Source organism: Bradyrhizobium nanningense (genome assembly GCF_004114535.1).
Taxonomy (GTDB): domain Bacteria; phylum Pseudomonadota; class Alphaproteobacteria; order Rhizobiales; family Xanthobacteraceae; genus Bradyrhizobium; species Bradyrhizobium nanningense.
This window is the reverse complement of sequence record NZ_LBJC01000076.1, coordinates 17,394-36,516: the sequence shown is the minus strand read 5'-3', so window position 1 is coordinate 36,516 and position 19,123 is coordinate 17,394. Positions and strand designations below refer to the sequence as shown.

The following is a 19,123-nucleotide window of genomic DNA, read 5'->3' as shown; positions in this document are numbered from 1 at the left end:
TCGACAAATGACCCTGCGATATTTGTCAAATTTGATTGTCATTGCCGCAACATTGGCGGGCTGCGCAAATAGTACCTCGATCCATCCCAAGCCTGCTGAACAAGGAGTCCAGGTCGAACAGAGACAACGTGTCTTGTTCCTGCAGAGCCTCCGTGCGCCCGAGAGGCTTCAGCTGCGTAGTTTTATCGCCAATGTAAGTGGCGGCCGGCGGGATGCGCTCCATGTGGATGTGAGCGGCTCCCCTAAGCTCATTGCGCAGGTGGCGCACGAGGCCCGGGCCATGGGCGTGGCTCCCTATAACATCCGCCTCTCCGCTTCTCCCCAAAATTTAGCCGGCCGTTCCGGCGTCAGGATCGAGGCGATCACGTTCGAAGCGCATCTTCCGAACTGTCCGTCGCTTCTGATCGTCGGACCAGCAGTGAACGACAATTCGTTCGAACCGACGCTTGGTTGCTCGACCAAAAACAATCTGGCAGTTATGGTCAACGATCCGCTCGACTTGGTGGATAATCGGTCTGTCGTCACGGTTAATGGCGATCGCGCCGCCGCTCCTCTTGCCAGCCACCCTACTGTCGCCCAGCGCAACAAGAGCAACGGAGAAGATGGAGCAGGCACGGCAGAGTCGGACGCGGCGGGAACGACAACACAGAATGTGCAGCCGCTCCGATAGGCGGTTTTAGGCGCATATCCGAACTCACTGTGCAATACCTTGCGCTCAAGCGCCGTCACACCACGCCCCTAACGCGGCGCGGCGCTGTGTGTCAGGATCATACTGGGGATGCCGGGCGCCTCAGCGCTAAGCCGTCCAGTTTCATTCAAATCAGAAATGGAAATTCACGCCAAGCCTGATTGTTTGAAAACTGCTGTTTGAAGGTGGTGAGCGATGCGACTTCAACGTCCAAGACACCTGTCGGGCCGTCGCCAGCAGTCTGCACTTGCCCCGTTTACCGACACACGAAGAGTAACGTCTTGCCTAGTGAAATCGAAGTAGTCGTATTCAAGCTTGGCTGGCCAGCCGGGTAGGAAAGGATATTGGACGCCCTGCACGTAATGTGCCGCCGAAGACCTTTTTGTCGTTCTGCCATTCATGCACCATTCGCAGCAGGCCTGCCTTCAAAGCCGATGCAATATTGATCGATACCGATGCTGGAATGAGCCCACGCTGCGCCGACCTTGCTATAGCGTAAAACACGATCGCCCAGAGCGACGCCGAGCCGCCCGATAATGTCAGCGATCCACTTGGTTTCGTACCTGCTCAGCTAGTCGGCTGCGATGTGGATGTAATGTGCCGCCACTCAGTTGAAGACCCTCATTTTCATGGGGCGCCTTCTTTGGGCGGGCGAGCGATGCTGCAGCGCGCAGAGAAGGCAATTGGCGGCCGTCATTCCCGTTTCATTCTAGCTTTCCGCCTGGCCACGTCAGGTTTTGGAAAGCTAACGTGAGTAGCGAACTAACGAGAGAAGGATGCCAGCGGACTGACCATGGACCGATTGAACACAAGCAAGGAGTTCAGTGCATCAGATGCGACCGTGGAACAGCCGGAGCAGCCGAATGCGGCGTTTGAGCAGCACTTGGCAGGCGTGCGAGAAGCGGGCCCCGTATACAAACACGCGGAGCTATATGATGTCACTGAGGAAGACGATCGCCTCATCCAGGCGGCGTCCCGCGCTGCTCTCGATCGCGGGCAACCGCAGAGTGAGAAAACCGTCGAAATTTACGATCGTCGGCTTCGCAAACTAGCCGGGGAGCTGAAGCAGTACGGCCAATCAATTGCTGGGCTCGATGAGGATACGTTACTCGCTTACGGCAAGAAGCTGCTGCCAAACGACAAGGTCATCGCCCCAGCATTGTCAATGGTCAGTCGGTATCGCGAGCCCGACGCCAACGCTCGCCCCGTTTCAACACATTATCGCCCTACCAGGGAAGATGAGAGTCTCATCAGGGAGGCCGCTGAGGCAGGTTTTAGTCGTCAGATACGCAAGGGAACGGCCGAGGGCTATGCGAGCGCTCTGCGGAAGTTGGCGGTAGCGCTTCGACCCTTGTCAATTGCCAAGCTTAGTGATGATGCATTGCTTGGCCACGCAGACAGATTGTTTCCGAAGGACAACGTGCTCATCGTCGCCTTGAACGGCCTCCGCGATTATCGCGCGATTACCCTGCAGAACAATTTAGGCGGAGAAGGAGGCAGTTCGAGCCACGCCATTCAGCCGTCCACCCCCTTGCCCATGCCGGCCGATGAGCAGCCGATGGGGAAAGTTGCGGATGGGCGCGGCTCATTGCCCCCGGGGTTCAATACTCCGCAGCTCTGGCATGCAGTGGGGTTAGCCGCCCATTCTCCTATAGAAAGTGTCGCCCAGGACGTGCTTTTCGATGCCGCTGATGGCGAGAACCTCTTGCCCGCAACAATGCTTGGGCCAACGGTTAGTTCAATGCCCCACTCGCCGGTGCAAAGTGTCGCTCAGGAAGGGCTTTTCGATGCCGCGGACCACGAGAACTTCTTGTCGGGGGCGACCTCCGATGCACCGGTGTCTTGGCCAACGATGAGTTCAACCATTCACTCGCCGGTGCAAAGTGTCCCTCAGCACGCGCTTTTCGATGCCGCGGATCGCGAGAACCTCATGCCGGCGCCGACCTTCGATGCACTGCTGCCTCGGCCAATGATGAGTTCAAACATCCCCTCGCCGGTGCAAAGTGTTGCTCAGGAAGAGCTTTTCGATGCCGCGACTTGGCAGCCGAGCTCGCGGGAGCCGAATTACACCTCTGAAGACCACTCTGGGCGGATGATGAACGAAGGCGCTGGGGCTCAGACCGTGCTTGAGCAGACGTTCGTGACGGCCGGCGACGCCTTTGATGCGTCTTTGAGCGTCCCCGAAGATTTCTCCCACGGGACCCAGGCCGCGCCGAATATGATGCACAGGCTTCGCCGCTGGGGCCTCTTGCCGGATGCAGCACAGCGGGTAAAGGCCTACGATATTCGAGGTGAACGCTACATGGCCGTCTTGGGACCAGGAGGGCTCAATGATGTTCAGCTCGTCCATCTGCGGTCGCCCGCTATCGGCGATACGTTCGATGTTTCGTTCGCCGTTCCCAAGAATTTTTCCCATCGCACCCAGCTGGCCCCAGACATGATGCTGACCACCTTGGGCCACTGGGACTTCTTGCCTGTTGCGGAACATCCAATCATGAACTTTGAGATCGGTGGCGAACGGTACACGGCGATATTGGGACCGGCAGGGCCCAAGGACGTTCAGCTCATTCATCACCCTCGGCCCGCTTTGCCGGGCGAAGCTACGCCTGCGGCACTGAGGACTTCCTCAGATATCTACGGCGGTCTTGCACCTAACCTTGATTCGGCGGCACCGTTCGAATGGAGTGGGAGCGCTCCCTCGGCGCTAGCGCCGAACCTTCCTCTGCCGTCTGGCGCACCTGCATCAAGCCATCAGCAAGTCCCGCACGTGCCTGAACTGGGAGAGTTCTTGGGCGACGGCTGGACGCACGCCTCCCAAGAGGCTTCGCCTGCCGTGATCGACATATTGCAGAGCCTAGGCCTTCTGCCGCGCCGGGACGTCCCAATGACCGCTTTTTTTATCCACGGTCAGTTCTACACGGCAGAAAGCCTACCGGGAGGCCGCGTTCTTCTCTTCCATCAGCCACAATTTGGCTGAATGAGGGCTCGTCGGCACCTCGGACAGCTGCTCAGGCGGACCTGAATCCACGTCTGATCCTCCTTCCGGAGATCTTAGAAGTACGCTTCAACGATCTATCGCGCCACAGCTCACGAACTTCCTCCGAGGCTCTTCCCTCTTGCGCACACTCGGTCACGCCTAATCCTGCCCCACGCGCGTGTTGATGTTCATTACGCTGTCACATAGGTAAGCGCGAGCACCCCGAGCGAATTGAGCGACGTTGCGGCTTCACTTACGCGGCAGCCCCGCTGTGGCATCGAGTGAGGACGAACGCAAACCGGCGGTTGAGCCTACGAATAGCAATCAACGTCTGTATCGCAGCTTCGATGTCGGCCCGACTCGGCCGCAACAAGATCAGGCAGCGCCCCTGGCGATGGCGCGCATGGCCAGCGCTTTGCTCGTCGGGGTATCGATAACCGTAGGCCAGATTTCTCGGCTTCAAGGGGGACGCGCGCTCCTTCCATTCGGCCAAATCGGCGAAGCGAATGAACCGCACGGCCGCGCCGCTCTTTCCATTTTGAAACCGCGGCTCGTGGATCAGCCTCGACAATTGCGACGCTGCCCGCTCCCCCCAATGCCGCGACCGAAATTCGGACCGCCAGCGTGCGCTTGCAGCTTGTGCCTTTTTGGGTGAGCCAGAGCGAGGACATCTCCTACTCGCCCGACGACAACGAGATGCAGCGCACGAGTCGTCCAAAATATCGAGCCTCCCACTCCCCATCGTGAGTCCCATCAAGAGCGGGCGTGGACTCACAACCAGACCAACGCACAGCCACTAACGATATACCGCGCTATACGTCGGCCAACCAGCCGGTCCAGTTGGGAGCCGCGAGAATCACCACCGCGTCCGCTTTGTAAAACGGCCATTGCTCTCCGAAATACTCGGCGGTGTCAGGGATCTTCGCGAAAGGATTGCTGAGCACCGACGTACAGGCTCGAATGCAGAGCCTGCTCGCCTTTCTGGAACGGACACGGCTAGAAGCGGCTGTCGCGGTCGCAGCAAGAAGCTGCCGCCTACCAGATTGCAGAGGTGATCTGGCTGCCAGCACCAACTATCGAGCTAACCACAACTTGGCACCAAGCCAGCAATATTTTCCGTGCCCAGCAGGAGGACTCTAGGATGAAGTGCAACAAGCAATTGGCGCTCGCGGGCATCATTGCGTTCGGGACGATCGCTTTTGTGAGCGGAAGTTTAGCTGCCGATTTGCCTGCGGCACCTATCGTCAAAGCGCCGGCTCCCGTTTATCCTCTCTTCAGCTGGACTGGAGGTTACATCGGCGGCAGTGTGGGCTCGGGTTGGGGTACCAGCCAGACCGCCCTCGCTGTGGGCAACACATTCATTGGCGCCCCAGTCAACCAGACGGTAAACCAGCTCATCGGCGGCACTGCCGATTTTACTGTGCCATTGCCGCAGGTGCAGATGAACGGCTTCCTCGGTGGCGTACAAGCCGGTTACAATTTCCAGTCCGGTGTGATGGTCTACGGCGTGGAAGGCGATTTTTTGTGGAGTGGTGTCAAGGGGCGCAATGGCTGCTTTGTGGTCTTGAATTGCACGAACGACACCAAATGGATTGCCGATATCACCGGACGGGTCGGCTTCACGGTGGGCGACCGCGGCCTAGTCTACATCAAGGGCGGCGCAGCTTGGGCCGATTCAAGCATCGGCATCAACCAGTCCTTTGCCGTTACGTCGAACTTGGGGACTGGCTTTGCTGCTAACGGTGCTACCGATGGCCGAGCGACCAAGAAGATATTTGGCGGCACACTGGGGGCCGGCGTGGAGTATGCCTTCCTGCCCGGCTGGTCAGCCAAAGTTGAGTATGACTACTTCGATTTCGGCAGGCAAGACGTAACGCTGCCGATTTCCGTCGCGAGCCGTGTGCAGACGGGCGACGTTGCGCCTGCTGCCATCGCTATTGGAGTCACGACGCCCGTCTCCTTCAAGCAACAGCTTCATACGATGCGGGTTGGCGTGAACTACCACTTCTGATTGGCAGGAGCTTTGATCTTACGTTCTGTCTGTTCCTACGGCAACTCACGCAGGACTGTAGCAGAAATTGAGCAACGAAAAGCTGCTGAAACAACTCGCCCACAAGACGAGGTGAGACGCTCAAAAGGAGCTCGAACTCACAAAAGGCAGGCGGCCTAAAAGCTTGCAGAAGAATAGGCGGAAGAGGCATCGAGCGTTTGGCCGAATGTGGAGGCCCTTATCGATCGCATTTGCAAGACACTGATGACCCATGAAAGGCGGACGGAAGCTCTATGCCGGAACCGAAGAGGCGAAGTTCGGCTATGTAGCCACGCATTGTTTCTATAAAACAGCCAACACATCGTAAGCGTCGTTCTCAGGCCACGGCTTTGAGGGCTTGAGCGCGGTAGGCCCAGGGCAATAGGTGGTCGATGTCGCGGTTTGGATGCCCGTTGACGATTCTGGTCAGGACGTCGGTGAGATAGGCGAGCGGATCAACGTCGTTGAGCTTGCAGGTCTCGACCAGGGTTGCGACGACGGCCCAATGTTCGGCGCCCCCGTCGGATCCGGCAAACAGCGCGTTCTTGCGACTGAGCTTGATGCCACGGATTGATCGTTCGACCGTATTGTTGTGCGGCCGTCATCGATGAAGCGCGTTAAGCCTTGCCAGCGCGAGAGGGCATAGCGGATGGCCTCCGCGAGCTTGATCTTCTGGCTGATGAGAGCCAGCTTAGCGCACAGCCATACCTCAAAGGCATCGGCCAGTGGTCGGCTCTTTTGCTGCCGCACGAGGCGACGCTCCTCCGCGCTGCGGCCGCGGATCTCCTTCTCGATCGCATAGAACGCGGCGATGTGCTTCAGCGCCTCGCTCGCGATTGGAGCGGGGCCGGCTGTCGCGAGTTCGTAGAAGTTGCGCCGCATGTGCACCCAGCAGAAGGCGAGCTCGACCTGGCCACGCTGGGCAAGCTTTGGATAGGCGTTGTAGCCATCGACCTGCAGAACGCCCTTGAAGCCGGCAAGATGGCTGAACAGCCGCTCGGCTTTGCGGTCGGGTGCATAAACATAGGCGATGCCGGGCGGATCGAGGCCGCCCCAAGGCCTGTCGTCGGCGGCATAGGCCCAGAGCTGACCGGTCTTGGTGCGCCCTCGACCGGGATCGAGCACCGGCACCGTCGTCTCGTCGGCGAACAGCTTGGACCTCTCGCGAAGCACCAGAGAAGGCGCTCATGCAGCGGGCGCAGATGGAAGGCAGCATGCCCAACCCAGTCCGCCAACGTCGATCGATCGAGAGCGATGCAGACCGGCCATAGCAAAAAGCTGATCGGCAGGTGATCCATGGTGAACGCCATGATGTCTTTCTGACACAGAGTTCGCTCGATCATTACGTGCCACGGCTCGACGATGAAGGGGCAGCCGGTTACCGAAACGGCGCTGCACTTTGGCGTCGCTTGCAGGCGCGCGGCTTCGGGCCTCTGTTCGTGTCGTCGGAGAATGGGTAACGCATAGACTGCGGGCCGAGAGGCTGACGTCCCTTCGCCGGGATGAATTGTCATCCTGGATCGAGCGTGCTCGTGCCAGTCTTGTTGCCGGCGGTTCGGGCGGCGATCACCTTGCCTTGGCCCAATGAACAGACCGTGGGGGCAGATGACGCGCCTCAAGTCATCAGGCGCCAAAGTACGGCGGCGGCAAAATCGATTTTCGTCCACCGCGAGCAATCGGCGCGGAGCAATCGGAGCTGCACCAAAAATTGCGTCAGGGCCAATATTGCAGTCAGAATGACAATCGCGAAGATCGCCTAGTGGAGTTGAGCAGAAACAGAATCTCAAGATCGTGAATACAGATGGCCTGATTCGGCGGAGATTGCGGCTCTTCCGATTAATGAATGCGAGAACCTGCGAATTCAGTTCGGCACGAGGCGTGCGGCGCCAGGGCCGCCCCCATCATGAACCCCGGCCGATCTTCGTCGGCCCCACAACGAGTGCCTGGCGCGGTCCGGTACGAAGTGCATCGTACAGCGTGCGCCATACCGTGGGCGGACGATCACCTCATCGTGGTCCCAAGGTAGTCACTTCGAGATTACAGCCCAATGATTGACGTCGAAGTTTTGCCCGCCTGGGGACGAGGTTATCTCAGCGCCGTATTGGACGCTGCCGACGATTATGTCGCCGAAGTATCCTTTCGACTTTATCCATTGCAGGATACTCTTGATATCCACAGTCTCGCTGTTGGTTTTGGAGCTGCGCAGAAGCGAAATAACCTCGTGTTTGTTCCAGCCTTCAAACACGTTCCAAGTGGCTCCCCCCACATTCACGCCTGTGTAGACTGGAATCGCGGCGGTCCCTGAAGAGTTATATTTGTAAGAAATGGGCTTAACATCACCGCTTCCATCGGGATTTCCGGTGTAGTTGGTCCAAAGCATTATCTCATAGGCATTTGAGCTGTCCCAGATATCGTAGGCGAAGTTCCAACGGCCGCCAGTCGGGACGCTCTGATTAAAGCTTGACCTGAGGTCGTTGATCGCGCTCAGCTTTTTCCCGATATTGAAAGCTCCGTGGGGATAGCTCTTGATGCCACCAGTATCAGGTTGGTTCGACCACACGCTCCATTGATTGATCGAATACATCGAGATCGTCTGAGGCCCAGCACCTTGACCATATACGTCGTTGTTCCAAGAATAGCCCTCAAGGGAGAAGGTACCGTACTGATCGTTCGAACTCCAGATCGGCGCTTTTGCGGATGCTGGGAATAGCGCAATCATTGTCGCAAAAGGTAGCGCAAGTACGTTCAGCGTCGACAACGCAGACATTCTAATCTCCACCTCAGATCTGCCCTCCAGCGAACGAGCAGCAAGCAAAAGTGAGGCCAGTCAGAGAACGACGAATCTTCTTTCTTGTCTTTATGTCGTACGGAGCGCCGCGCACGTGCTGCATGCCCTTCTGGTCGAGTCACTCGGCCAGATCGTCCGGCACGTAACTCGAACCATTGTCACTGAGCAGCCTTGGCCCGGTGCGATGCTCACGCGCTGGCCCGCCGAGCGACCACGGCGCGTTCTGCAGACCCTCGGCCAGGGCGACGAAGCTCTCGCCCAGGACTGGTAGTCGCCTCTCGTGGCTCGGCGATCAGCTTCGGATCGCAGGCAGCGCGGGCGCGACTCGCCGCCTTGGCTGACTTCAATCGGAAGCCAGTTCAGTTTCTGCGGAGAAAAATCTCGTGTTCCGAGCCTGGCGGCCCAATACTGGCTGTGTAGTTCACGTCCCCGAGAGTGAGACTTTTCTTTGGCTCAGACACGGATGGCAGAAGCTTGTGCAAATCCATTCGCAACTTGAGTTCTTCCGGCGCCCACTGATCTCCGTGCTGCCAGCCCGGGGGCACACAAAGAGACAAACTTGGCAACGGCTGGTTGCGCCGCACTTGCGGCGCATAAGGCGAAGATGTTGAGTTGAAGCCGTCCATGTCCACCCCCTGAACGCTTAAAACCACTAAAGCTGACCACAGAAGGTCAGCGACAGGTAGCAGCGCGGGCGCGGCCTGGCGCCTACCGACCTGGGGGGCTGGAAAAAGGCACGATCCCTGCCGCCCCGCGCTGCCGTTGAGTTTAGCGGAAAGCGTGACTCGGCGCTGACCGTTCTGGATAGATAGCGCTGTCCCTGCCACGTCCCGTTAACCACAACGGCTCTGTATCCGGGCTGGCTTACTGAAAGCTGACGAGACCCGGCAATTCCCAAAACGAAAGCGGCCCGTGTGGGGCCAGTTGCGGTCGAGAGTGAGAACGACATTCCGGCGACAGGCTCTGGCACCACGTCAGCCGGAGCATCTCGCCAGCCAGCAGCTCCGGTGTCCGGCACCCGGCCTGTCGGAGGACTGCAGGCCGCGGCCACCAGAAGGGCCTCTTCCTTGTCGTTAGCTCGCGAGCTCGCGCTCTTCCGGTAGGCGGCTCTTCGCTTTGGTTCTCCGCCAGGTTGCCTTCGACAAAAACGTCGAAGGGTGGCAGACCGCCAAGTGGCCGACGCCCCGGCTTGTGGCGATCATGTCATCACTCGTCCCGGCATCCGCCGCCCAACCCGATCTGCGCCCCCTTGAGCGCGCAGCGGCTGCCTGCCTCCGCCCAACAAAAGCTCTAGCCGACAAAAAGAGAGGTATCTACGGCAATACGAATCGTAGATACCTCGCGGCATCTTGAGTTCAGAGCAATCGTAGGAGTACTTGGCGGGTCAGCTGAACCCACCCGTGGGCGACATATGCTCTCGGCTCTGGAGGAAGTAGCTGCGATCGGGCTCTTATTGCAAGCTCAGTGAATCGCCTGCCTTCCCGCAGGTGGTGGCTGTGGCTTGAGATGATCCAATATTTTCGAGCCGGCGCTGAACGACCTCGACCAGAATTTCTCCAGGAAATCCAGGTGACACCTCAACAGCTCCGAGGAAGTTTTGGAGTCCGCAATATTCTTCAGAAAGGTGGCCTGGTCATGCACAATGGAAGCAGTCAAACCTAGTCCGTCCTTCAGGGCCGTAGCGAACAGGTTGCTTGTCGCTTCGATCGAGCTCTGCCATTCCCGAAACGTAAATGGAATCGGCGATGCAGCTGTCGTAGATTTTCCAGCGCCATCGGCGGAAGCGCCAGATACCAAAGCCGGGTCGTGCCCGACATGTGGCCGCCGCTCGCGTTTCTCGTCTTCGCTTGCATTCGGTGCCATTTGAGATCTCCTGGCTTGAAGGGCTTATAACGTACTAAGTTGTTCGCGGCTCATTTCGATCATCCCCTACAAGGTACCACAATTGCCAACACGCGATACCTACCTCATTTGGTAACGTGCCAGCAAAGGAGGGAGTGAACGCGATACGGCGAGAGCCCAGGCTGTAAAGCTCGCGTCCGTGTGCTGTCGCTATGCTCATCGGCACCCGCCCAGAGGCTGAGAGCTGGGGCGATCGGATGGAGGATGGTGGCGGCTGCGCGTAGATGGATGGCGGAGACAAAGTCCGTGAGCGCACGTACATGGAGCAGCAATCAACATTCAATAATTGTCTACGAGGTCTCCAAGCCGCTGGAACGGGCCATCGCTTCCACCCTGCTTCGAAGGCTTCACTGGCAGCCTGCTCGGCCTGTTGACGGCCCTGCCCTGTGAGCCAACGAGCGCTCCTGGACGGGCCACCTGAAAGCGACTTTGAATCGCAGTGGATGCCCTCGACGGCCGGAAGCAGATACGCCGGCTGCGTACATGATCCATTAGAACCATCTCGGCGGCTCGCAACCAGGCGACCGCCAGGCACTTAACCGCCGCGGCACCGCTATAGGGATCATCCAGAGGTTCTTGCCGACCGAATGCGAAATCCATGCCTCGATAGGACGAGCTAACTGCCGGCGGGGTGTAGGCGTTGAAGTTCTCGAAATGGGCGAACAAGTTGTTGCGCTTGTCGCCACCGCTGATCCGGTAATCCGGTCAGCGAGGCCGCGGCCCAGAGGCTTTCGGGCTAGCGCATCGTCGCCTCGCGGAACATCCGCGCGTCCATCGAGCGCCAGGCTGCAGATCGCAGCGTCAGGACAGAATGACCTAGACTAGCCCCGCAGCATAGAGTGCTTTTGCGACCGACTCGAAATATTGCGAGGGAACCGGGTTGCCGAGCCTTGCTTTGCCGAGCAGCTGACGCGCGAGGACATCGTCATCCACAATGTTGAGGCGCAGCGCGCGCGCCTCAACAAGCAGCTGCGAAGCAGCTTCGCCTTCGCCACGGCATACCAAGACCGGCACGCCGGTCTCGCCGCGGACATAGCGCAGCCCAATCAACGTTGTCGATCCCCGCAATATCAACGTGGCCCGACTGATGCCGATCGGAGCCTCGTTGGCCGACTCTTGCCGCAGACGCCGGTGCTCACGCTTCACCTGCGGGTTGCCTTGCTGTTCCTTGTTCTCCCGCTTGGCCTCCGTTTCCGTCATGCGCATGTCCTGCATGAACAACCAGCGCTGGATTAGAAGGTCAGCCAATCCGCCGACCAGAAAAGCTCCAGCGGCAATCCCTATCAGTAGCTTAACCTCGGTGAAGACGAAGCCAAAACAGCCCATGCCGCAGACTGGCAGGTACACCAGCGCTTTCCAGCTCGCGATCACGGTGAGAAAGAAGGTCGCACCAAGCACCACCACCTTAGCCACGGTCTTGCCGAGCTCGATGGCCGAACGTTTCGAGGCGATGCGTTTCAAGCCTTTGATTGGATCCAGTTTCTCGAGCTTCGGCTTGAGCGGCTCCGAAGCGAACATAAAGCCGCCATTAGCCAGGACATTGGCCAGAAGAGCTGCTGTCACGGCTGCGGCGAGCAACGGAGCGACAGTGGCAATCGAAAGTTCTAGCAAGCCGCTGAGCGCTTGTGGCACCGCGCTTGTGAACGGCTGCTCCTGCAGTTTATCGACGAGCCGGACCGTCTCCTGCCACTTGTCCTCGATCGCACCCGCTCGCCACCACAGGCAGCCGAAACCGGCACTAGCGCTGACGCCGCTCACCAGATCCGAGCTGCGCGCGCTCTGCCCCTTCTTGCGTGCATCGCGCAGCTTCTTGGGCGTCGGAGGAAGTTTTTTCTCCTCACTCGTAGAGCTCATCTCAACAGCTTCTTCAGATACTCTAGCATGTTGTTCGAGGTCAGGATTTCGGCTCCGGTGTATTCAAGCAGATAGACGGTGTAGCTGACCATGATGACCCCGAACGCAACATTCTTGATCATCGGGGAGAGATCGTTCATCTTGAGCTGAGATGCAAAACGGCCGAGCATCATGACCGCGATATCAACCAGCAGCAGCAGGCCCAGCACCGGCCCGGCGACTAATAAAGTTGTCATCATGGTACGATCGAGAAGGCCCAGACATTCCATTGCCCCTTGCGCTGTCACGGTAGGCAGAAACTGATAGACAGGCCACACCAGGTAGCTGCCATAAAGGCCGCTCACCATGGTCTGCAGCCCGCCGACCAGAACGAAGATCGTAACGGCCGTAACACCGAGAAAAAGCCCGGTTCCGGACGCTTGGCTGTGCGTCGCGGGATCCTCCCCCGCAACTTGGCTTGAAATTCCTCGTTGAGTATCGATGATGTCGCCGACTGCCTGTATACTCCACATTGGGATACTGAGCAGGATGCCGAGCATAAGACCGACGAACACCTCCTTCAGGCCAAGCATGGTAACGCTGACCAGGCGCGTGTTCGGGTCCAGAGCCTGCAGACCGAGCTTGATCTGAGCGAGGCACGGCAGTCCGATCGCAATCGTCAGGCTTCCCCGAACGAGGCCGCTGATACGCGGCCGGGTGAAGACGGGAAGCACCAGCATGATGCCTAGGGCGCGGGCCGCACTCAGCCCAGTTGCGGCGACGAATTCGATCGTGCCCTGAACGAGGGCTTGCGCCTCTGCGGGTGACAGGCCAGCCATTCAAGCTCTGCTAGTATCTTGCGGTGAGTGCTGGAAACTCGCTGAAGATGTGCTCGGCCTGGTCGATTAGTGGAGCGCTGAGTACGGGAGAGAACCCGGCGAGCACGGCGACGACGACCAGAAGCTTGACTGTCAGCGGCAGGGTTTGATCCTGGAGCTGAGTTGCCGCCTGGATGAGGCCAATGATCAGTCCGGAGATGAGAGCTGCAAGCAGCGGCGGCAGAACCCAGATCATGAAGAGCACGAGCGATTGACCCAGGTGCGTAAGAATGCTGGCTTCGTTCATGGTCAACCTCCTGGCGTCGTGTAGCTTAGTACCAGCCCGTGCATGAGACGTGACCAGCCGTCGATAGTGACGAACAAAAAGAGCTTGAAGGGGACAGATATCACCGTGGGGGATACCATCGACATACCCATGGCCATCAAAATCGTCGTGACAATCAGATCGATCGTGATGAAGGGAAGATAGAGAAGAAAGCCGATTTCGAACCCACGCTTGAGTTCGGAAATTAGAAACGACGGCACGAGAATTGAGAAATCATCTGCCGTTACGCTGCCGCGCATCTCCTCCGACCAGACATGTTCGGTGGACGACAGGAAGAAGCGGCGCTGCTCTTCATTGGTGAATTTCTTCAGATGAGCGCGCAGCGGCTCCTGTCCCTCCTTGGCGGCCGTCACCCAGTCATCGAAACTCTGGTAGCGAAGTTGCGGATCGGTAAGGCGGCTATAGGTCTGCTCGAAGACCGGAGCGCTAATGAACACGGTCAGGATCAGAGCCGCTCCGTAAAGGACGATGTTCGGCGGGATCGATTGGGTCCCCAGCGCATTGCGCACGAGGAAGAGAACAACCGAGACCTTGATAAAGGCGGTAGTTGTGACGACAGCGAAGGCCAGGAGGCCAAGGCCGACGGTTATTGCAAGAAGCGCAAGTATGCTGGGTTGAATCTCAGTCATTAAGCGCCAACCTGCCGCGCAACCTGACGGCCAGCTCGTCGCCGATCCGCACGATGTCACCCCGGCCGATACGTTGGCCGTTGGCAACGATATCGACCGGCCCGTCAAGAGGCCGGCCAAGTTCGAACACGTGGCCCTCGTTGATGGTTCGCAAGGTTCCCAACGGCATCGGCCAGCGGCCACATTCGAATACGAGTGTGATCTCGATGCTGTCGATATCCGCCTCTGACGGGGGCTGCTGTTGCAACTGGCTTTGGGGCATCACATCTTCACTTTTTAGGGGGTGGGATCGCAAGCGGAATGGGCCTCGCAGCACCAGCCTGGCGCCGCCGATCTCTGCAGGGGCCCACAATCGGTCTGCAGCGAGAATGATCTGGCCTCGCGCGAGTGGAATTGCGTCCGGGAGCAGCGCGTCGCCTTGCTCTGCTTGGCGAAGAACGCCGATCGCGACGCGGAGCGAACCGATATGGCCTGCAACGATGACCGGGAACTCGGGAAGCAGCCTAGCCGTCTGTTGCGGTAATCGGCCGAGCAGCCCGCCGAGGACGGTGAAAGCCGGCGGAACGGGACCGTCGAGTGGCGAGAATAGAAGCAGCCGAGCCTTGCTGGCGAGCTCACCATAGGCGATGTCAAGTTCAAGATAGGGCCTCGTACTCCGCGCTTCCTCGGTGCGGACAAGCTGCAGATTCCGCTGCGTCATTCTTTCCAGCGGGGCAAGCAAGGGTTCAAGCGCAAGTTCCAGGACCAGCGAACGCGTCGGCTCAGAAGGCAAGGTAAGCCCATCCTGCACGGTCCCAACCAGCGCTTCCGCAAGCTTACCTGGCAAGGACAGGATCAAGGTTTCACCATCTACTTCGAAGACGCAGTCAAGCATCGACGCCGCAGCCGGCTCCGCCTGCCAGACGGTTCGGCTCACGCGCACAGAGAGTGGCTTCTTGCCGAGGAGGCCTTGCACAGGCGCACGCAACGCTGCGATCTCGTTAAGCCACGAGGCTACGGCGTGCGAGAGGATCAGCGCCGGCATGAAGGCTGCGGGCTCAGCCGGCCGATATGATGCCGGTGTGGCTTCCGCGCCGCAGGCCCCTAGCTCGCGCGGGAGAGGATCTGCAATCATGCTGGCTCACCTCCCGTCTGCCCTGATGGGCCTCGCCGGTAGCGGAGCAAGACTTCATCATCGGCTTCGATTTCGGTGGCGGCTTCGAAATGAGTATTCGTGATGCGCCGAACGTCCTGATCGATCTCACGCCATTTCTGGCTCGCCGCTGAACGCTTGGTCCAAACGGCCCTCGCCTCGAGAACCGCAGCCTCAGCTTGCTCTTGAGCAGCACGGGCCTCGTCAAGAACGCGCTGCGCCGCTGTGATCTCGTCTGTGAGTCGCCCGATGATGAGATGATAGCGCCGCTGCAGTTCGCACACAGGTATCGCATCGGCTGCGAGCATCTCCCGATAGAGCTCCGCCTCGACCCTTGCGCGGCGCTCTTCGGCAAGTGCAAGGTGCTCGCAAGCTTGTTGAACAGCTTGAGTCGCGAGGTGGCGCTTGGCTTCCATGTCAGACAATTCACGAACGGCGCTACGCTCCCGCATGTCCTTTACGAGCCGCAGCTTTGAGGCGTGAGCGGGACTTAGGCGGTCAAACGCGATATCCATGCGATCGTCTCCTCAAAGCTGCACGCCTCACCCTGCCCCTGGCGCAGAAAGGCCCGCAGCTGCTCGATCGAGGCGATCGCCCGATCGGTCAGCGGATCAGAGCCTTGCTTGTATTCACCAACCTTGATCAAGAACTCGGCCTCAGCGTAGCGTGAGAGCAGATCACGGAAGAAGGATGCCGCCTTGCGATGCGGCATTGACACGATCGCATCCATGACGCGGCTGCGGCTCGACAGCACATCAATAGCCGGAAAATGCTCCCGAGAGGCCAGCGCGCGGGAGAGAATGATGTGGCCATCAAGGATGCCGCGTGATTCTTCCGCTATTGGATCACCCGTGCCGTCACCTTCGACAAGCACGGTATAGAAGGCCGTAATGGAGCCTTGCTCGCCCATGCCGGCGCGCTCCAACAAGCCCGGCAACAGCGCAAAAACGGATGGCGGAAATCCGCGCCGCGTCGGCGGCTCTCCTGCGGCAAGGCCGATTTCACGCATAGCGCGGCTAAAGCGGGTCAGAGAATCCATCATCAGAACGACGCGAAGGCCCTGATCACGAAAATATTCGGCCAGTGCTGTCGCCATGTGGGCGCATTGGGCCCGCTCCATCGCCGAACGGTCGGAGGTCTCCACCACAACGACGGAACGGTGAAGGGCTTCGGCAAGATGACGTTCAATGAATTCTCGCACCTCTCGACCGCGCTCGCCGATCAGCGCAACGATAGTGACGTCGGCCGCCGCGCCTCTTACGATTTGCGACATCAGCGTCGACTTGCCGCAACCGGCATCACCATAGATTCCGATCCGCTGACCTTCGCCGCATGTCAAAAGACCATCCAGGACACGGACGCCGAGCGGGAACGGCTGTTCAATCCCGCGCCGCTTCATCGGATTGGGCGCCCTGCCGCGCAGCGGTCTGGCTTCGGCGACTTTTATCGGACCCTTGCCATCGAGCGGTCGGCCAAAACTGTCGATGACGCGGCCGAGCAAATCGGGGCCCACAGCCACTTCCTGCATTCGCCCAGTCGTCACCACCTCCGCGCGATTGGACAGCCCCACCATGTCCCCGATGGGCGTGAGTAACACCCCATCCGGCAACAGTCCGATCACCTCGGCCTCGAGCGACCATCCGCTGCGAGGATCCTGCAACAAGCATAGTTCCCCGACCCGGGCCTCCGGCAAGACGGCGTGCAGCAGCGTGCCCACGGCCCGCGTAATCCGGCCGCGGACAGCGCGTGTATCGATGTTCTTGGCGGAAGATCTCAAGGACGAGAGTGCGGCCTTTACAGTTCCTTCTGCGGCCGCGCCATGATGGGTCGATCGTTGCACGGTCACGATTCAGCTTCCTCTGACAAGCCAAAGCCGAGGCGCAGCGCGCGTAGCTGCGCGGCAAGTCCAAGATCGACATTGCCAAACTCGCTCCACAAGACACATTGATCCGTGCTTAGCGCCGGATCCGCCTCAATCCTGACCGTCGGACGGCCCTCAGTTCCGTCATAGTCCTTGAACTCACTGGCTAGCAGGTCGGCTTTCAGTGGGGATACGTGGAGGCAAACCTCCGTGTTCTTATATCTTTGCTCGATGGCGTGACGAACGCATTGGACCAGCATGTCGCCCGGATCAAACGCGCCAAGCAGATCGCGAACGATCTCAAAGACCACTTGCGGCAATTCCCGCTCCAGAACCGCCTTGCGCTGCGCCAGTTCACAAGTCGTCTGCGCAATAAGCCTAGCCATTTCCTCTGCGCCAGCCTTTGCACCCTCGGCGCGGCCCCGCGCCCGTTCCCGCTCATAAGCCTGGCGTGCCCACCCGCGCACCCGCTGCAGATGCCGCTCGGCAGCGGCCCGCGCCCATACGGCCTCGTGCCAGATCTCAAGCTGCGCAGCTTTTATCAGGGGTCCAAGAGGCCGAATCTGCGGGGACGCGGGTGATCCTAGGGCATCGGCCGTCATGCTCCGGCATCCTCTGTACGCAAATGAGCCAAGACGAGGGAAAGCAGAGGGCCTGCTGCGCTACGGTGCTCAGCAGTTGGACTCTCGGCGGCCGTCCCCACGGGCAAGCGTAGAAGCACGCGGATACGAGCAAGGGGCGAAGTCTGTTCGAGCCAAGCGCCGAGACAAGCATGCCCGTCATGTTCGATCTGTCGCGACAATTGCTCTGGATCGAGGATCGGGATCGTTGCGACGGCACTTGATAAATGCCGGACAGCGAAAACGTGCGCTTCGGCACCGATCAACTCTACCAATATGGGCAGATCGTGCCTGGAAACCAGCTTGAGGATGGAGCGTGCATGCCAGATGCTGCCCGCGACCAGCGCAGCCCGCCGCGGATCATGCCCGAACAGAGCATCTTCGTCCCAGTCGGCGCAGCTAGCTCCCACCTTGCTGCCCAGCAGCAGTTCGGCGAGCCTTGGCTGCAGCCTGGCACTCTGCTGTAGCCGAGCCAACGTGGAGGGCGAAAGCAGCGGGTCAAGAAGCGCAGCAAAACGACCGGGATCGACCGAGGCAGCAAGCTCGCGTAGCCGATCGGCTGCAACCGTGAACGAAGGATTGGGTCTTGTGGTTGTGGTTGACATTAATGCCGACATGAGCGTCCAGACTATGACGCATCAGCAATCATCTTTTTGCCCGCCGCTTGGTCAGCAGGCACACGCGAGCGCCGACCGAATATGCTCAACTTATGTGATGATTGTCCAAACTGACGCATGCGCGGGCCCAGCAATACGCAAGATACGATGCCCAATACCGCTCCGGCGCCTCCAACAGCTAGCGCAAGTAACGGCGCTGAGCCGGCTCTTGCTGATTGAGCCGTAGGGACTACCGGCGCGGCAGGCTGCTCGATTGGAGCGCGCTCGACCGGCACGAAGACGACCGCGACCTTGTCGTAGGACAGCCCTTCAATGCTGTTTGCGACGAGCATCTTGATCTGCGGCAACAGTGCCGAGAGCTTCGCGCTGGAGCCGTGGCGAATGAAGACCGAGGCTGAAGACGGGGTCGCATCTTGCCGCAACAAGTCGTTCTTCGGCAGAACCACGTGGACGCGTGCTGAAAGGACGCCATCTATATCGCTAATCGTGCGCGACAATTCTTCGCTTAGAGCATAAACGTAACGTGCCCGCTCCTCGATCGGCGAGGCAACGAGGCCCGATCCCTTGAAAACCTCGCCAAGGTTTTTGAAGGATTGGCGCGGCAGCCCCTCAACATTGAGCAGGTCAATCGAATAAGCGAGCTGCTTTTCCTCCACCTGGATTGTACTGGTTCCGTCCTTGGCGACAACACGGACAGCATCAACGCCCTTGCCAAGGAGAAGTGCAAGCATCTCATTAGCCTCGCGCTCCTGAATTTTGGTGTAGAGATCAGCCTTACAACCGATCAGCGAGAGGAGAAGGGGCATCGCAAAACACACGCGAAGCCGCCGCCACGATTGATGGCCGCCGCAACTACCCCTTTTCATATCGCCAGTCATCAGCT

15 protein-coding genes and 1 pseudogene are annotated in these 19,123 nt (G+C 59.2%); 3 read left to right on the top strand and 13 right to left on the bottom strand.

Translation table 11 applies throughout. The features are described from left to right. Positions 1–7 precede the first annotated feature (7 nt). From XH84_RS34200 to XH84_RS34185, 3 genes are all read left to right on the top strand, one after another. The gene (locus XH84_RS34200) at positions 8–670 is read left to right on the top strand and encodes a CpaD family pilus assembly lipoprotein (RefSeq protein ID WP_128948652.1); all 663 of its coding nucleotides are present in this window, start codon (positions 8–10) and stop codon (positions 668–670) included. An 811-nt stretch (positions 671–1,481) separates the two neighbouring features. Further along, entirely contained in the window at positions 1,482–3,665 is a 2,184-nt protein-coding gene (locus XH84_RS34195; RefSeq protein WP_128948651.1) for a hypothetical protein, read from the top strand. A 1,141-nt stretch (positions 3,666–4,806) separates the two neighbouring features. Further along, entirely contained in the window at positions 4,807–5,676 is an 870-nt protein-coding gene (locus XH84_RS34185; RefSeq protein WP_128948650.1) for an outer membrane protein, read from the top strand. 355 nt (positions 5,677–6,031) lie between these two features. On the opposite strand, the pseudogene tnpC reads toward XH84_RS34185, so the two are convergent. The 13 genes and pseudogenes from tnpC to sctJ form a co-directional block, all read right to left on the bottom strand. Beyond that, positions 6,032–7,031, bottom strand: a pseudogene (gene tnpC / locus XH84_RS34180) (IS66 family transposase); the annotation flags it as partial. Positions 7,032–7,720: 689 nt separating this feature from the next. Next, positions 7,721–8,461, bottom strand: a complete 741-nt coding sequence (locus XH84_RS34175) for a glycoside hydrolase family 12 protein (RefSeq protein ID WP_128948649.1) — start codon at positions 8,459–8,461, stop codon at positions 7,721–7,723. A 1,482-nt stretch (positions 8,462–9,943) separates the two neighbouring features. After that, positions 9,944–10,345 carry a hypothetical protein gene (locus tag XH84_RS34165; RefSeq protein WP_128948648.1) on the bottom strand — a complete coding sequence of 134 codons (402 nt, stop codon included), beginning with the start codon at positions 10,343–10,345 and terminating at the stop codon, positions 9,944–9,946. An 855-nt stretch (positions 10,346–11,200) separates the two neighbouring features. Next, a complete protein-coding gene (locus XH84_RS34155; protein ID WP_128948646.1) occupies positions 11,201–12,238 on the bottom strand; it encodes an EscU/YscU/HrcU family type III secretion system export apparatus switch protein in 1,038 nt (345 codons plus the stop codon). Continuing rightward, positions 12,235–13,056 carry a type III secretion system export apparatus subunit SctT gene (gene sctT / locus XH84_RS34150; protein ID WP_128948645.1) on the bottom strand — a complete coding sequence of 274 codons (822 nt, stop codon included), beginning with the start codon at positions 13,054–13,056 and terminating at the stop codon, positions 12,235–12,237. The genes XH84_RS34155 and sctT overlap by 4 nt, the downstream gene beginning before the upstream one ends. 10 nt (positions 13,057–13,066) lie before the next feature. Beyond that, positions 13,067–13,342 (bottom strand): EscS/YscS/HrcS family type III secretion system export apparatus protein, encoded by a 276-nt coding sequence (locus XH84_RS34145; RefSeq protein ID WP_128948644.1) that lies wholly within the window; start codon positions 13,340–13,342, stop codon positions 13,067–13,069. A 2-nt stretch (positions 13,343–13,344) separates the two neighbouring features. After that, entirely contained in the window at positions 13,345–14,010 is a 666-nt protein-coding gene (gene sctR, locus XH84_RS34140) for a type III secretion system export apparatus subunit SctR (RefSeq protein ID WP_128948643.1), read from the bottom strand. Next, positions 14,003–15,124, bottom strand: coding sequence for a type III secretion system cytoplasmic ring protein SctQ (gene sctQ, locus XH84_RS34135; protein WP_128948642.1), 1,122 nt, complete (start codon positions 15,122–15,124; stop codon positions 14,003–14,005). Before sctQ ends, sctR begins: the two co-directional genes overlap by 8 nt. Beyond that, positions 15,121–15,657 carry a hypothetical protein gene (locus XH84_RS34130; protein ID WP_128948641.1) on the bottom strand — a complete coding sequence of 179 codons (537 nt, stop codon included), beginning with the start codon at positions 15,655–15,657 and terminating at the stop codon, positions 15,121–15,123. The genes sctQ and XH84_RS34130 overlap by 4 nt, the downstream gene beginning before the upstream one ends. Further along, entirely contained in the window at positions 15,633–16,988 is a 1,356-nt protein-coding gene (gene sctN, locus XH84_RS34125; protein ID WP_128948640.1) for a type III secretion system ATPase SctN, read from the bottom strand. Before sctN ends, XH84_RS34130 begins: the two co-directional genes overlap by 25 nt. Further along, entirely contained in the window at positions 16,985–17,605 is a 621-nt protein-coding gene (gene sctL, locus XH84_RS34120; RefSeq protein WP_128948639.1) for a type III secretion system stator protein SctL, read from the bottom strand. The genes sctN and sctL overlap by 4 nt, the downstream gene beginning before the upstream one ends. After that, entirely contained in the window at positions 17,602–18,240 is a 639-nt protein-coding gene (locus XH84_RS34115; RefSeq protein ID WP_128948638.1) for a nodulation protein NolU, read from the bottom strand. Before XH84_RS34115 ends, sctL begins: the two co-directional genes overlap by 4 nt. 11 nt (positions 18,241–18,251) lie before the next feature. Then, positions 18,252–19,118 carry a type III secretion system inner membrane ring lipoprotein SctJ gene (gene sctJ, locus XH84_RS34110; RefSeq protein WP_128948637.1) on the bottom strand — a complete coding sequence of 289 codons (867 nt, stop codon included), beginning with the start codon at positions 19,116–19,118 and terminating at the stop codon, positions 18,252–18,254. Between the last annotated feature and the right edge of the window lie 5 nt (positions 19,119–19,123).

Coding starts and splice junctions, on each gene's coding strand:
- XH84_RS34165 (WP_128948648.1), bottom strand. CDS start 10,345: ATGGCACCGAATGCAAGCGAAGACGAGAAACGCGAGCGGCGGCCACAT.
- sctT (WP_128948645.1), bottom strand. CDS start 13,056: ATGGCTGGCCTGTCACCCGCAGAGGCGCAAGCCCTCGTTCAGGGCACG.
- XH84_RS34185 (WP_128948650.1), top strand. CDS start 4,807: ATGAAGTGCAACAAGCAATTGGCGCTCGCGGGCATCATTGCGTTCGGG.
- XH84_RS34200 (WP_128948652.1), top strand. CDS start 8: ATGACCCTGCGATATTTGTCAAATTTGATTGTCATTGCCGCAACATTG.
- sctL (WP_128948639.1), bottom strand. CDS start 17,605: ATGACGGCCGATGCCCTAGGATCACCCGCGTCCCCGCAGATTCGGCCT.
- sctJ (WP_128948637.1), bottom strand. CDS start 19,118: ATGACTGGCGATATGAAAAGGGGTAGTTGCGGCGGCCATCAATCGTGG.
- sctQ (WP_128948642.1), bottom strand. CDS start 15,124: ATGATTGCAGATCCTCTCCCGCGCGAGCTAGGGGCCTGCGGCGCGGAA.
- XH84_RS34130 (WP_128948641.1), bottom strand. CDS start 15,657: ATGGATATCGCGTTTGACCGCCTAAGTCCCGCTCACGCCTCAAAGCTG.
- sctR (WP_128948643.1), bottom strand. CDS start 14,010: ATGACTGAGATTCAACCCAGCATACTTGCGCTTCTTGCAATAACCGTC.
- XH84_RS34145 (WP_128948644.1), bottom strand. CDS start 13,342: ATGAACGAAGCCAGCATTCTTACGCACCTGGGTCAATCGCTCGTGCTC.
- XH84_RS34115 (WP_128948638.1), bottom strand. CDS start 18,240: ATGTCGGCATTAATGTCAACCACAACCACAAGACCCAATCCTTCGTTC.
- XH84_RS34175 (WP_128948649.1), bottom strand. CDS start 8,461: ATGTCTGCGTTGTCGACGCTGAACGTACTTGCGCTACCTTTTGCGACA.
- XH84_RS34195 (WP_128948651.1), top strand. CDS start 1,482: ATGGACCGATTGAACACAAGCAAGGAGTTCAGTGCATCAGATGCGACC.
- XH84_RS34155 (WP_128948646.1), bottom strand. CDS start 12,238: ATGAGCTCTACGAGTGAGGAGAAAAAACTTCCTCCGACGCCCAAGAAG.